The organism is Clostridium algifaecis, assembly GCF_017874415.1.
GTDB lineage: Bacteria > Bacillota > Clostridia > Clostridiales > Clostridiaceae > Clostridium_B > Clostridium_B algifaecis.
In genome coordinates, this window is sequence record NZ_JAGGLM010000027.1 from 1 (window position 1) to 15,680 (window position 15,680).

The 15,680-nt window shown below is 29.0% G+C and carries 11 protein-coding genes and 1 pseudogene; 1 reads left to right on the forward strand and 11 read right to left on the reverse strand.

The window, feature by feature from the left end:
• From J2Z42_RS12995 to J2Z42_RS13045, 11 genes and pseudogenes are all read right to left on the reverse strand, one after another.
• On the reverse strand, window positions 1-448 hold a 448-nt coding region (locus J2Z42_RS12995), incomplete at its 3' end, for an IclR family transcriptional regulator (RefSeq protein ID WP_209703226.1).
• Between the two features lie 240 nt (window positions 449-688).
• Window positions 689-1,607, reverse strand: a pseudogene (locus tag J2Z42_RS14565) (IS3 family transposase); the annotation flags it as partial.
• Window positions 1,586-2,089 (reverse strand): helix-turn-helix domain-containing protein, encoded by a 504-nt coding sequence (locus J2Z42_RS13005; RefSeq protein WP_209703203.1) that lies wholly within the window; start codon window positions 2,087-2,089, stop codon window positions 1,586-1,588. The gene J2Z42_RS13005 and the pseudogene J2Z42_RS14565, both read right to left, overlap by 22 nt.
• A 218-nt stretch (window positions 2,090-2,307) precedes the next feature.
• Window positions 2,308-3,495 carry an MFS transporter gene (locus J2Z42_RS13010; RefSeq protein WP_209703204.1) on the reverse strand — a complete coding sequence of 396 codons (1,188 nt, stop codon included), beginning with the start codon at window positions 3,493-3,495 and terminating at the stop codon, window positions 2,308-2,310.
• A gap of 35 nt (window positions 3,496-3,530) precedes the next feature.
• The gene (locus tag J2Z42_RS13015; RefSeq protein WP_209703205.1) at window positions 3,531-4,433 is read right to left on the reverse strand and encodes a glycyl-radical enzyme activating protein; all 903 of its coding nucleotides are present in this window, start codon (window positions 4,431-4,433) and stop codon (window positions 3,531-3,533) included.
• 88 nt (window positions 4,434-4,521) lie between these two features.
• A complete protein-coding gene (locus J2Z42_RS13020; RefSeq protein WP_209703206.1) occupies window positions 4,522-6,942 on the reverse strand; it encodes a glycyl radical protein in 2,421 nt (806 codons plus the stop codon).
• Between the two features lie 268 nt (window positions 6,943-7,210).
• The gene (gene pfkA, locus J2Z42_RS13025) at window positions 7,211-8,161 is read right to left on the reverse strand and encodes a 6-phosphofructokinase (RefSeq protein ID WP_209703207.1); all 951 of its coding nucleotides are present in this window, start codon (window positions 8,159-8,161) and stop codon (window positions 7,211-7,213) included.
• A 77-nt stretch (window positions 8,162-8,238) separates the two neighbouring features.
• Window positions 8,239-8,688 (reverse strand): ribose 5-phosphate isomerase B, encoded by a 450-nt coding sequence (gene rpiB / locus J2Z42_RS13030; RefSeq protein WP_209703208.1) that lies wholly within the window; start codon window positions 8,686-8,688, stop codon window positions 8,239-8,241.
• Between the two features lie 50 nt (window positions 8,689-8,738).
• The gene (locus J2Z42_RS13035; RefSeq protein WP_209703209.1) at window positions 8,739-9,662 is read right to left on the reverse strand and encodes a glycyl-radical enzyme activating protein; all 924 of its coding nucleotides are present in this window, start codon (window positions 9,660-9,662) and stop codon (window positions 8,739-8,741) included.
• An 11-nt stretch (window positions 9,663-9,673) separates the two neighbouring features.
• Window positions 9,674-12,037: a pyruvate formate lyase family protein gene (locus tag J2Z42_RS13040; RefSeq protein WP_209703210.1), complete on the reverse strand. Its 2,364-nt coding sequence runs from the start codon at window positions 12,035-12,037 to the stop codon at window positions 9,674-9,676.
• Between the two features lie 92 nt (window positions 12,038-12,129).
• Window positions 12,130-13,563: an aldehyde dehydrogenase family protein gene (locus J2Z42_RS13045; protein WP_209703211.1), complete on the reverse strand. Its 1,434-nt coding sequence runs from the start codon at window positions 13,561-13,563 to the stop codon at window positions 12,130-12,132.
• A 391-nt stretch (window positions 13,564-13,954) separates the two neighbouring features.
• Here J2Z42_RS13045 and J2Z42_RS13050 point away from each other — a divergent pair, with 391 nt between their 5' ends.
• On the forward strand, window positions 13,955-15,571 hold the full coding sequence (locus J2Z42_RS13050; RefSeq protein WP_209703212.1) for a PucR family transcriptional regulator: 1,617 nt from the start codon (window positions 13,955-13,957) through the stop codon (window positions 15,569-15,571).
• Window positions 15,572-15,680 lie beyond the last annotated feature (109 nt).

Genomic DNA, 15,680 nt, shown 5'->3' on the forward strand with positions numbered 1-15,680 from the left:
TTTCATTCATATATGCCAAAAAAATTTTTCCTACTGCTGTTGAATGCAAAAAGCTCCTGTCCTTAGAAGTAGAAGTTATCCCAATAGTATAAGTTGATTGAATAATGTCCATATATGTCACTTGAAAATTACATTCTATAGCTAAATGAACAGTTTCTTTAAAATCATTAGATATTTTTTTCAAATAAGGTCTAGCTAATTCTTTTATGGAAAAATTTTTTTCATATATTTTTCCAAATTCATATAACTTTGAACCTAAAGAATATAAATTGTTAACATCCTTATTTAAAAGTTTCTCTTCCTCAAGGGTAGTAATTATTCCATACAAAGTACTTTTATGTAAACCCAAACTCTTGCTAATATCTGCTAATCTAGTTTTGTTATTTTTTGATACATATTCTATAATATTTACTGCCCTAGTTATAGATTGTATAAGTTTTTTTTTCAGCCATTTTTATCACGCTACCTTATATACTTTAAATATCTAGGTCTATTTTAATATATTATTAATATTATGTCTATTGTTTAGTCTTTAAATTTGAGCTAAAAAGAATTTTAAAAATATTTAAATACATTAAAATATAGAAATAAACGTTATTTGGTTTTAAATGAAAGAAAAAAACTTATATATGATTTTGATAAGAAATACTTAGAGAAGTTGGATTGTCAACACTTTTTTGTACAATTTTTATTCGGTCATTCTTGCTAGACGATATTCTACTGGAGTCATACAATTAAGAACACCATGAATACGTTTGTTGTTATACCATAATACATAACCTCGTAAATCTTTTTTCAACTCTTCTATATTTTTAAAAATCTTGTTAAATGCAAATTCCTTTTTTATGATTTTATACCCAGCTTCAGCAACTGCATTATCATAAGGACAGCCTTTTTTACTTAAGGAACGCTTTATCGTAAAAGCTTCCAAAGCTTCATCTATTATCTTATTTTTAAATTCATTACTCCTATCAGTATGGAATATTTTTACTTTAGTTAAGTTTATGTTAGTACTCATAAATACTTCATAGACTAATTCAGCATCTTTTTTAGGACCTGCTGAATAACCTCTATTTCCCTATTAAAGATGTTTATTAATAGACATATATAATGCCATTTACCAGCGACATTAACATATGTAAGATCACTTACTACTATTTCTAGATTACTTCTGTTATCAAATTCTCTATTTACTACATTCTCTACTATTTACTACATTCTCTACTTTTTCCTCGTTACAGCTAGCTTTATGAACCTTGTATTGCTTTACGGTATAATTAGAAATCAACCTGTACTTGTCCATAATTTGTCTTATCTTTCTTCTTGATGCTACTATATTTTCTTTTTTAACTCTATTTTTATTTTTCTTGAGCCATAATTATTATTGCTCTCTCTAAAAATTGATATAACTTCATTCTCGAGTTTAGTATTATATATCCTTATTTTTCTCTTATAATAAACCAATCTCCTTGGACTATTCAGTGTTCTGCACATTGCGCTGATACTGTACTTTTCTTTATTGGCTAAAATCATTTCTACTTTCGTGCCAATATCAGCGCTGCCTGTTTTAAAATATCATTTTCCATTAGCATTTGTTTATTTTCCTTTTATTATAACCTATCCATGATACTTGATATTTTTCAGCTGTTTCAGCATAGTTATTTTTATCTTCAATACAGTACTGAACTATTTCAATGCGTTCTTCATAAATTGTTTTTCGTCCTTTAGTCATGATAATTGTTTCTCCTGTTCCAGAAGTTTTAAACTCCTCATTACTATTATACTGATTAATCCACTTTTGTAATTTACTTTTTGAACGAATACCATATTTCATACAAATATCATCTTGTGAGCCTATTCCAGCAAGATGGTCTCTTACTGAAGAAATCTTCAAATCAGATGAATATTTTTTGTTATCCTTCTTTATAAATATACCTTTGCCCATGCTCTTATAATTACGTATCCATTGCTGAAAAGATTGATAACTTATACCCAATTGGGCTGCGATACTTCTTTGGCTTCCTTTACCATCCAAGAAAAGTTCTACTGCACAAATCTTTTCATCTGGACTTATTTTATTTTTTGACATAAAAATGCTCCCTTCCGAGTAAACAAGTTTTTATTATTTCACTTGTCTACCTAGAAGAGAGCATATAACACTAGCATATTTTTTATGCTAGTGCGACAATCCCTTGAACTACTTATTTTAAATGATATTATTAACTGAATAATAGATAGTTTATTACTTTCTTACATTATTTTATAAAGTAAAACCAGCCTTTTATACTATAAAATTTTGATTAATACCTAATTTTCAATTTCAACCATGTTTTTTATTAAAAACATAAATATAGTACATAATGTTAAACATATTCCGATAGTATAATATGAATAGTATACTCCTATTATATCATTCAATATACCAATTAACATACTTACTGCCATGGCTATTAAAGTACCACACATTAATATTAATCCTGTAATATAAGATTCATTTTTCTTAAATACTTTACCAATAGTGGTAATTGTAACTGGAAAAATTAAAGAATAGAACAAACCTGATATTGCTATTAAAATAAGTCCTTGTTCTCTTAATAACATTCCCAATATGGTCATACTAGCAGCCAATGCACCATAAGAAATAATACTTCTGAAATATCCAAACTTATCTGCAACAAATCCTCCAAATATTCTTCCTACTGTCATAATTCCAAAGAATAAAGCTATATATAAAGATCTTCTATCTGGATTTAAACCATAAACTTCATTCATATAATTTACAAACCAATTACCAGTACCGTATTCACAAGATAAATAAAATCCTGCTGCCAGTATATAAAATATTAAAACCTTATTTTTGATAATACTAGATATATTAATTTTCTCATTATTAATTTTCTCTACTTTTTTTTCTGGTACCTTTATTAATAATAAATAAACAAATAAAACTATACTAACTATAAACATAAATAAATAAAATTTTCCCCAAGCTACTCCTTTAAATATTAAATTACCTACAACTTTTTGAATTGCCGTTGTTCCAACTCCATATGAAAAAACTAGGAAATTCATAAGTACTGCAGTAGATGCAACATTTAAAGATGGTCCTAATGTATTTATGCTAACATTAAACATTGCCATACCAGCGTTTATTCCAAACAAGCCTACTATTAATAACATATAATTTTTACAAAATATTAATGCTAATAAAGAAAAAATTTCTATTATAAATCCTAAGGCTATAACTTTTTTATAAGATCCTACTTTTTCAATAAGTATTCCACCTAAATATTGAAATACAGCATATGCAAATAAACTAGCCATAAGAGCATAACCTATTTGCGTATTATTTATTCCAAACTGTTCTTTAAATATTGGTACAAATATTCCTTTAAAATTATCACTCATAGATACTATAATATACATCAATATCATTAAAACTATGATTGAAACATTAGAATATTTTGTATTAGTTTTTGTATTTAAATCTTGCATAGTTTTTACCTCCTTGAAACTATTTATTTTAATAACTACATGGAAATGACATCTATATTATTTTTCTTGAAAATATTTAGTATTTTATTCATCTTCTCTTTGGAAGGCGTTTCAACATCAAATAGCTTATATATTTTTCCTATTTTATTATACTTAGCTTTCCCATATAAATGATAAGGCAGTAAGTTTACCTTACCTTTGAATTTTATTCTTTCAATCATATTTATTATTTCCCGAAAATTCTCTATATTGTCATTGTATTCTGGAATAACAGGTATCCTAAATACAGTTTCTTTTAATTTTGATATTTTTTCTGCATTTTGGAGTATAATATTATTCTCAACTCCGGTATATTGTTTATGCTTTTCATTATTCATTTGTTTCAAGTCAAATAATATTAAATCCATATCTTTAACTGCTCTCCAGAACTTTGTCCATTCACAATACCCTGTAGTTTCTATAGCTACATGTATAGCTTTTTCTTTAAGTTTAGGAACAATTTCTTCTAGAAATTCATAGTGCAAAGTAGGTTCTCCTCCTGAAAAAGTAACTCCCCCATTAGAATTTATATAGAACTGTCTATCCTTTTCTACCTCTCTAATTACTTCATCTATAGTTCTAATTTCGCCTATAATTTGCCTAGCATTTGTAGGGCATACATCTAGACACTGTGCACAACTAGTACATTTCTCAATTTGAAACTGAACTTTTCCATCTTTTAATATAGAAGCACCCGAATTACATTTTTCAACACAAGCACCACAATTAATACATTTATTAGCTGAAAATATTACCTGTGGATTAATACTTTGAGATTCTGGATTAGAACACCATAAGCAACTTAATGGACAACCTTTTAGAAATACTATTGTTCGTATACCTGGTCCATCATAAATAGAGTATCTTTGTATATTAAATACTAAAGCCTTGTTTTTCATAAGCCTGTCCTCCTATGAGATTATGAATAGGGTTACAGTCTGTAGTGCCGTAAGACTGTACCCTTATTAAAAATTCAAATATTCTTAGTTAAAAACTAGCATATTCTGCTCTATTTATAATGTCATCTTGAACAGCTTTATCTAGTTCTACAAAGAAAGCGCTATAACCTGCTACTCTTACTATTATACCCTTATATTTTTCCGGATCCTTCTGAGCATTTCTTAGAGTTTGAGCGTCAACTACATTAAATTGAATATGCCATCCATCCATGTCAAAATAGGATTTTATCAAATTTTTAAGAGCAATTTTACCAGATTCTGTTTCCATTAACTTTGGAGTAAATTTTTGATTAAGAATAGTTCCATTGTGTATTTTTAGATGATCTAATTTAGCTGCAGATCTTGTAACTGCTGTAGGGCCCTTTACATCTGTACCATGCTGTGGTGCAATACCATCTGCTAAAGGTTGTTGACTTTTTCTTCCATCCGGTAATGCCGCTACATGTAAACCTAATGGTACATTAGCTGATACTGAATATATACCAGGTCTATATACTCCACCTCTTGTATTTTTATATTTTGATACTTCATCACAATATATTTTTGCCACTTCTTTTCCTAAATTATCAACATAATCTTCATCATTTCCCCACTTAGGCGCTTTATTTATAAGCATTTGCCTTATATATTCCTGTCCTTCAAAATTATTGTCTAAACAATTAATTAATGATTCCATAGTTATTTTTTTATCTTCAAATACTAATTTCTTAATTGCAGCTACAGAATTAGCTACATTTCCTAAACCAACTGCTTGAGGTCCTGTAAAATTATATCTTGCACCACCAGCAGTAATGTCTAATCCTTTCTCTACACAATCATCCATCATCAAAGAGAAATATGGAAGAGGTTGATATTTTGCATGAGTTTTTTCTATTATATTTAATGCTGAAATCATTTCTTTTACATAAGCAGATACTTGCTCTTTAAATGCTTTTAATACATCTTCTATACTTGTAAATTTTCTTGGGTCTCCAGTTTTTGGACCAATTTGTTTTCCAGTTAATCTACAAACCCCATTATTTAAAGCAAGTTCCAACGCCTTGGCAATATTATTCATAGCTGCATTAGTCATACCATTACAATGAGGTGGTACAGCCTCAACACAACCAGATATGCTGTAGTTTCTTGCTTCCTCTACAGGTACTCCTAATGAAACTAACATTGGTATAGCTATTCTATCATTAAAGAATTGAGGTTTGCTTCTTCCTGTACTTGTAACTCTTACAGCCGCCATAAAGAACTCTTCTGGAGTGTTTTCATGTATCCTTACAGATAAATTAGGTTGAGACAACTTAGTGTCAGCTTCTGCTTTTAAACACATATAGGACAATTCATTAGTAACATCATTACCTTCAGAATCCACTCCACCTAGTACCATATTTTCAGATATAGAAAATCCAGCATAATATTTAGCACCTTCATAATCGTAAGCTCTCATAACTTCTGTAAACTTAATCCATAAACATTCCAGTAATTCCTGAGCCTTATTTTTAGTTATTTCTTCCTTATTTATACTATTTTTATAGAAAGGACACATATATTGGTCGAATCTTCCAACAGAAACAGCAAGTCCATTTTGTTCTATATATAGAACTAGATGTGCAAACCAGAAAGATTGTACAGCCTCTCTAAAATTAGTTGCAGGATTTTCTGGAACTTTTTCACAAATTTCTGATATTATTTCTAGTTCCTTTTTCCATTCTGGATCTGTTTCTTCTTGTGATAATCTCTTAGCCTCTTTTGCATATCTATGAGCCCATTCAACCATAGCATTACATAAAATTAATTCAGCTTTATAAAAAGCATACTTATCTCCATAATTAGGTTCTGTAATATCTAATGATTCAAGCTTTTCTATAACATCTTGCTTTAATCCTTTAAATCCTTTCTTTAAAACCTTTTCATAATCAGCTATAATGTGCCCTATACTTCCAGTTAAATGAATACCTACAGAGAAAATTTGATTTTCCAAGTTAGCAAGATCTCTTGTTTTTTGAGGAAATGACTTCAAAGCTATTTCTTGTATTGTCTTTCCCTTCCAATAAGGTACTATTTCTTCTAATAATTCTTTCCTTACTTCTGGAGGTACTATTAACCTATCCTGTTCTCTCTTTTCAAATAAATCGATTTCTTTTTCTAGATAAAGTGCTTCAGTTTCTGGGAAAAGTGGTGATGATCTTAATTTACTAGCTTGATTACCTACAATTAATTGATCCTTTTGAATAAAAATGGTCATATTTTTAAGTACATCAGCAATTGCCTTGGCACGTCTTATTTCTGTAGGTTCTCCTTCACTTTTTTTATAAGATTCCGTGACTATTCTAGCTCTTTCAATACATACCTCTGGCTTAACCAACAATAGTTGATTATTAAGTTTCACAGTTCTCCAAAAATCCGAACATATTCCATAAGAATTTTCAATAGGTTGACATACGTGCAATTTTTCCATAAAATATTCCTCCTATAAATTATATTCTTAATTAATAAATATTTATTTATGAAATTAACATATATATGTCTTGACTTAGTTCCATATTATAGAACTAAGTCCTTTAATATAAATTAATATATTCTCATTATATATAATCTAATTATCTTTTTATATGACCACACATACAAAATTCATAACTTTTAATTATGGATTTGTATATATTTTAAAAATTTTTAGAATATAATATATTTATCTCCCATAATTTTATTAAATCCTATATAAAAGTCTATAAAAGTAACTTAAGTAAGTTATATTCTATATCTTTATTTGTATTTATGTTATTTACTTCACAAAAACTTACATCTATTATCTTGTTATCTCTGATTCCAACAGCCCTTCCTTTAGAATCTTTTATTAATAATTCTACAGCTTTAACTCCCATTTTACTTGCTAAAACTCTATCAAACGCAGATGGATTTCCTCCTCTTTGTACAAAGCCTAAAACTGTACCTCTCACACTAATCTTTAATTTTTCCTCTATATATTTTTTAAGTTCTTCTATGTCATACATTCGTTCAGTTATTATAATTATATTATCTCTTTTTCCCTCACTTATATTTTTACTTAATTTATTCAATATCCCTTCAAAATCTAACTTTCGCTCTGGTGTTGATATTATTTCTCCCCCACCAGCTATAGCTGAATATAACGCCAAATCACCACAATATCTTCCCATCACCTCTACAATAGTTGTTTTTTCATGAGATGAATCTGTATCTTTTATTTTACCAATGCACTCTAAGATTGTGTTTAAAGTTGTGTCAAATCCTATACAATAATCTGTGTAAGGCAAATCGTTATCTATAGTACCTGGTAAGCCTATAACTTTTATACCCAATTCACAAAGCTTCTGTGCTCCTTTGAAAGAGCCATCTCCTCCAACTACAATTACACTATCTATACCAAATTTATTTAATGTATCCAATCCCTTTCTTCTTCCCTTTTCCTGTATAAATTCTGGACACCTTGCCGTTTTGATTATAGTTCCTCCTCTTTCTGAAATATTATCTATAATTGAATTGTCCAATTTTATTAAATCTTCATTTATCAATCCTTTATAACCATGTTTTATACCAAAAACTTCAATATTATTATGGTTTGCCGATTTTACTACTGCCCTTATAGCAGCATTCATGCCAGGTGCATCTCCTCCACTTGTTAAAATCCCTATTTTCATTTATTCCACCTACTTTATATAAATTTTAATGTATAAAAAGAAATGAACTGTCAACAGACACTCCATTTCTTTTAGTTCTATTTAAAATATTTAATTTCTATTTTGGACAATTTATCCAATCTTTTTTGATGTCTTCCACCCTGAAATTTAGATTTTAAAAAAGTATCCACAATATCCAAAGCAACACCTGTACCAATTACCCTTTGTCCTAAAGCCAGTATATTTGCATTATTATGTTCTCTGCAAGCATGAGCACTAAATGTATCACTACAAAGTGCCGCTCGTATTCCATGAACCTTATTTGCAGCTATAGAAATTCCTATACCCGTACCACAAATCAGAATACCAAAATCAGAGTTTCCATCTTTTACATTTTCAGCTACTTTAAGTGCATAATCAGGATAATCACAGGATTCTTCCGTAAAAGTTCCAAAATCATTTGTTTCATAACCATTATCTTTTAAATGATTTACTATTTTTTGTTTTAATGGTAATCCAGCATGATCACTACCTATAGATATTTTCATTTCAAACTCCTTTACATAAAAATTTAGTCATATATAAATTATAACAGCAATTAATAATCCCATCCCCCTATATTGACTTTAAATCCTTGTTCTTGCATTAACTTTTTACATAATTCCGCAGTTTCCCATGAACATTCATCTACATCTTCCATATCATAATGCTTTTCAAGTAATTTGTATTTACTTGAACCTATCTGGTGAAATGGTAATATATGAATGTTATTTATCTTATTATAGCATTTTAAGAATTCTATAATATTTAAAAATTCATCACCATCATTTACGTTTGGTATTAATGGAATACGCACTATAATATTTTTATTTATACTTAGGAGGTATTCAAAATTTTCAAGTATTATTCTGTTGTCTACTCCAGTCCACTTTTTATGTCTATTTGCAGTTATAAGTTTAATATCATATAAAAACACATCTGTATTTAATGCAATTTCTTTTATAGCTTTTCTACTACAATATCCACATGTCTCAACTGCTGTACTTATACCTTTTTTTTTGATTTCTCCGAATAGTTCATTTGCAAAACCATGGTAAAGTGTTGCTTCTCCTCCACTTAGAGTAATTCCACCTCCACTTTCTTTGAAAAAAGATTCATCTTTCATTACTTCTGAATAAACTTCTTCAACATTCATTTTCTTACCACATAGAGTTCTTGCACCAGTCAGACATACCTCTGCACATTTTCCACAGCCTTTACAGTTTATTCTATCTACATATATGTTAATATTTCCATCTGAATTTACTTTATTAAATGTATTTTTACATACTTTATAACATGCCTTGCAATTAATACATTTACTTGAATCTGTCATTAAAACCTGTTTTTTAATAAAATTTTCAGGATTTTGACACCATTTACACCTAAGAGGACATCCCATAAAAAATACTACTGTTCTAATACCAGGTCCGTCATGAACACAAAATTTTTGTATATTTGATACATAAGCAACTTGTGACATATTATCACTTCCTATTTTACAAGTACTCCTTTGGAAAATCTTCGAATTATATTATCCTGTTGAATTGGAGACAGTGCTATAAAATATGCAGACAATCCTCCCATTCTTATCTTTAAGTTCTTGTGTTTATCAGGGTTAATTTTTGCATCTTTCATTTCCTCTATACTGCATGTTGTAAAAGTACCTATCTGACCTCCAAGATTGCAAAATGCTTTAATAATACTCTCCATTCTATTTATACCTACTTGTCCCAAAAATTCATTTTTATTAAGAGAAATATCCAAAGGACATCCACAATAATACTTTAACAAATCAGGTTTTGTTGCACTTTTTATAACTGCTGTTGGACCGTTTGCATCAACGCCTGGTGTTGGTGCATAGTTTGGAGCCAATGCTTCTTTATTCAGTCTTCCATCTGGACTTGCACTTAAAGTTCTACCAAGTGCCGCATAATTTTCAAATGTACCAATACCACATGGAATCAACAATTTATTCTGTTTGCTCCTCCATGTTTCAATTCTGGATTCAAAACTTTTTAAAACTTTAAATAAAATTTCATCTGCATAATCATCATCATTGCCATATTTAGGTACTCTATTTAATACTATAAGACGAAGTTTTTCATATCCATTCCAGTTGTTTATAATAGCATTCTTAAAATCTTCAAGTGTAGAAGATTTATCTTCAAATACAAGTTTTTTTATTGCACACAATGAATCAACTACGTTTGAAAGACCTGTAATAAGTAATAGATGAAATGTATACTTTACAGCATTGATATCCGTAAGATCATGTCCATTTTCTATACAACCATCCATTATAGAAGATATTAATGGATCTGGTGCAATCATCTTAGACAGTCCTAAATTATCCAAACGACGTTCAATTTGTAAATCTATCTGTGAGTTAACCTGTTTGCAATATGCTTCATAGAAACTGTTAAAATCAGTATACTGAGATAATTCTCCTGTGTCTATACCTTCTTTATTTCCAGATTGAAGTGTAATACCTCTTGTAAACACCCACTCAAGACATCTTAGATTCATAATATGTGCATAACTAAAATGACTTTTACCAGGTATTAGACATTCCCAGCAACCATCATTTGAATAATCTCTTGCCTCTTCCTTTGGAATGCCAATTTCTTCAAAACCAGGTATAATTGCATCATCATTATAAATTGCAGGTTCACCTTCACTGTGTCTTAAACACGCTGAAATCTCTTTCCAAAATTTATCTGGCGTTTTGCTAGATACTCGTACAGAAAGTGTTGGCATTATAAGTTCCATCTCGAAGCGTATTTTTAATAATTTATAAGTAATTTCATTAGTTCCGTCTTCGCCATTTTGACGCAAACCACCAATAATCATATTCATAAGCCAGTCATTACCAGATTGACCAAAATTAAAGTTTGCATTACTATTAATATCCTCATTTTCCTGCCAATTAAGTGCTCTTATATCGTAACCTCCAGATTCGTGACCACCAGTTTCTTCTTCACCTGTTGTATACTCTGGTTTCATTCCTTGAGAAAACAAACCAAAGTCATAATGATTTTCCCATTTTTTTGTATCTATACAAATTCTCTCATTGCACTTGGCAAGGAAAGAACCTATAATATCAGTTGCAAATTCATCTGTAATAATACCTGCTTCTATATCCCTTTTATAATATGGATACAGATATTGGTCCACACGCCCAAGAGGAACATATTCACCGCCACTATTTACCATGCAATATGTAAACCAATATGCTTGAACTGCTTCATATAGTGTTTTTGCTGGGAAGTATGGAACACGGCTGCATACATTATATATTTCAAACAGTTCTTTCTTACGTACTGGATCTTTTTCCAATGCACTGGCCTTCAGTGCATCTTCTGCATGACGATTGGCAAAGCTTAGAACTCCTTCTATAGCAATTAGCATTGCTCTATATTCATTAATAGCTACCTTATCTGTATCATTAATTTCATATAATTTCTTAATAGCTACATTTATTTCATCTATAATTCCTATAAATCCAATTTTAAAAACCTTTTCCCAATGTGGTGGATGATGTCCCCATACAGAATTTTGATTCATCTTGTAATCTTTGGCTTTTTTCAACTCATCATCTGTTGCATAAATAGGAAGTACCGTACCAAATCCAACACTATTCATGTTTGGATTTCCAACAATCAATTCATCATCTTTTATATAAGCCGGTAATTTTTCACCAATATATCTTGTTGCCATAGCTTTACGTACAATAATAGGCTCATCTATATTATCTTCTGTTAAAATACTTGCATCTTTAAAGTACCACACCCCAGGATCTTTAAATTCTTTTGCAAAAATTCTATTTTTTATTTTTTGAAGTCTTTTTGTAAGCATAATACAATTCACCCCTTAATTGTTTTATTTTTGAATATTTATTAAAAATATTCTCAAAATTAACGCTAAACTACTTTGACAGTTAATTAAAATTAATTTAGAATATTTTTTAATACATAGCTTTTTACTTTACTCATTTCCTCTAGAGTATACTGAACTCCCTCTCTTCCTATACCAGTCATTTTAGTACCACCAAAAGCCATATCTATATGTCTATAATTTCCTGTTCCATTTATTACTACATTTCCTACTTGAATTTTTGCTGCCATATTTATAGCCTTCTTAGTGTTATTTGTAACAATTCCACACTGAAGTCCATATATTGGAGCATTTGTTATTTCGATAGCCTCTTCTTCAGTATCAAATCCAATTATAGGAATAACCGGTCCAAATATCTCCATATCATTGGCTACATCCATATCTGATGTTATATCAATCAATACAGTAGGTTCAAAGAAAGTTTTATCCCTAGTACCACCATATATACATTTTGCACCCTGTTCAATTGTATGTTTAACTTGTTCTTCCGCTTTTATAGCAGCTCTTTCACTTATTAAGTATCCTATATCTGTAGTATAATCTGACGGATTTCCTCTTTTTACTTTGTCAAGTCTTGCTACAAGTTTTTTAGTAAACTCTTCTTTTATTTTATTGTTAACAACTATTCTCTTTGTGGCACAACATGTTTGTCCAGCATTCCATACTCTACCAAGCATAGCTTCTTCTACAGCAAAATCTATATTTGCATCTTCCATTACTATCATAGCATCATTACCACCTAGTTCTAAGAACACATTATGCAAATATTTTGATGATTTTTTAGCTATTTCACAGCCAACTTCTGTACTTCCTGTTAAACTAACAGCATCTACATAAGGATTATCTACAAGTTGATTTCCTACAACAGAACCTCTACCTGTTACAACCTGAGCTACATTTCCAGGAACTCCTGCCTCTATCAAAAGTTCCATAAGTCTTATTACTGTTAATGGATTATCTGTAGCAGGCTTTACAATAATTACATTACCCATTATAAGAGCTGGTGCTACTTTGTGAGAAAATAATTCTACTGGATAATTAAATGGTACTATGCAAACAATTACACCTAATGGTTCCCTTCTTGTAAATATTAAATCTTTGCCACATTCTGACTGACAATCTGGCATTACATCACCACATATATGATTTGCTCTTTCAATAAAACCTGTAAATATTTTTGCAGCTGTACTTGCCTCAGCTTCACATTCTACTATCCTTTTACCCATTTCACTACATTCTAATTTTGCTATTTCTGACTTATGTTTTTCTAAAAGTTTAACATATTTTTTTAATATAGCTGAACGCTCATACAAAGGTGTTTCAGCCCATACTTTTTTTCCTTCTTGCGCTGCTTTCATAACTTTTTGTATATCTTTTTCATTTGCACTTGGAACAGTATCCACAAGTTCCCCAGTTGCAGAGTTAAATACCTCTATTTTCTTTCCATCAGACGCGTCAACTTTTCTTCCATTAATAATCATTTTCATAAGCAAACATTCTCCAATCTTTATTAGTTTATTTTTGATTTTAAATATCCTACCCTTTATCTTTAATTAAAACCTTTTCAAAAATTGTATGATTTAATTTCTTATTATAAATCATCTAAAATCATTATAATGCCTTCCAATATTATTTCATATGACCACATCTACAAATTGAATAAGTTCTTATTATAATGATGCATAATACTTTAATTTAATAAATATTGGCAAAAACTTAAAAGCCTCTTCTTAATTGATATTTTAGCTAATATGTACTATAATATAAATTAGTGTTCATCATCATAGTACTTTTGTTTCTATATAATCAATGTATAAGACAAATAAAATCAATCCGTGTAGCATATGCTACACTAGATATCATAAGGAAGTGATTGTTTTGCGAATTATTTTAGATAAAGCTTTAAAGCTGCATCCTCTTAACAAATCAAAATTAATCGCAGGTGCTAACGGATTAACTCGTCCAATAGATCAATTTGGCGTTCTTGAGGCTCCTGATTCATTTAAATTTGTAAAAAATAATGAATTTCTTTTAACTACAGGGTTCATGTGCAAAAATAATCATGAACTTCAATATAAGATTGTAAAACAACTATTTAATAGAGGAGTATGTGCTCTGGGAATTAAAGTAAATAGATATATAACTGAACTTTCCCCTAAGGTTATAGATTTTTGTAATAGAAATGATTTTCCCATATTATATGTACCTAGTGAATATGGTTGGTATGAATTGTTTTACCCTTTGTTATATCTAATGTATATACATCCTGGATCTAATGAGGACTTATTAAATAAAATGACCGAATTGTCAGATAGAATTTTAAATTCTAATAATTTTGATGAAATTGTTAAATATATATACAATATATTTAATATTCCTTGTTATATACACATAAATTATAACAATATATCTGCTGCTTATCCCGTAAGTTTCCAAACATCTGATATATCAGAGTTTGTTGAGCACTTCAATGATACTCAAACAAGTTTTATCACTAATAATATTAAAAGGATAGATTTTAAAAAAGACTCTATTTTATTTTCTTATATAAAGCATAAGATGAATTGCCATGGTTACATTTTACTTTATGAAAAAAATACTAAACTTAAACCTAATGATATATCTTTATTCAACTATATTGTGGTGTGTATTCAATTCTATTCAAATAAATTTTTAAATTCTACAAGAAAATTCAGTCCAATCCATAATAAGTTCTTATTAGAATTGCTCAATGTAAAAGAATTAGATAAAAAGCAATTAATGTATAGATCTAATGAGTTAAACATAGATTTATATAAAAACTATATAATATCAGTTTCTAAAAACTTACCTATATCAGAATACGAGGATCTAGATAAAATTTATACCTTTATAGAAAATAATATTAATATTAAATACAAAGTACTAAGTGCTTTTGATTTTAATGGTAACTATATTGTTTTTAATCCTATAGATAAAAATCTTTCACTTGAACAAATTTTTAAATGCACAAAACTTAAAATTATAAAAATAAAAAAAGAACTTGAAAATTTTTTTAATATAAAAAACTTCAGTTTTGGAATAGGTACTTATCATAAATCTATAGACGGTATTAAGACAAGCTATTGTGAAGCACTAAGAGCTTTCGATTGCTATAAAAAATTTTTCAATTACGATTTTATTATTAATTTTAAAGATCTTGGCATTTACTCTATTTTAAACAATCCCTCCATTAGTGATGATATTCAGAAATTCACTAATAAATACATAAAGCCTATAATTGATTCTGATATAGAAAATAACTCAGAACTTCTTAAAACTCTAAAATGTTTTTTTGACTCCAATAGAAGTTTTAGAAACTGTGCAAAAGAAATGAACCTTCATCACAATACAATAAGATATAGATTAAAAAAAATAGAGGAATTATGTCATATAGATATAACTTTCGAAAATGATTTATTAGAATTAGAACTTGCTTTAAAACTTATACCTTTTCTAAATAAATTGGGTCTGTAAATAATTATATTTTTCCTTAATTAGAAAATGGGATACCTTGAGCCTGTGGTAAAAAGTCTGTAAATTAAATAAAAATATAAAGCTTTCTATGATAAAATAAAAATTATAG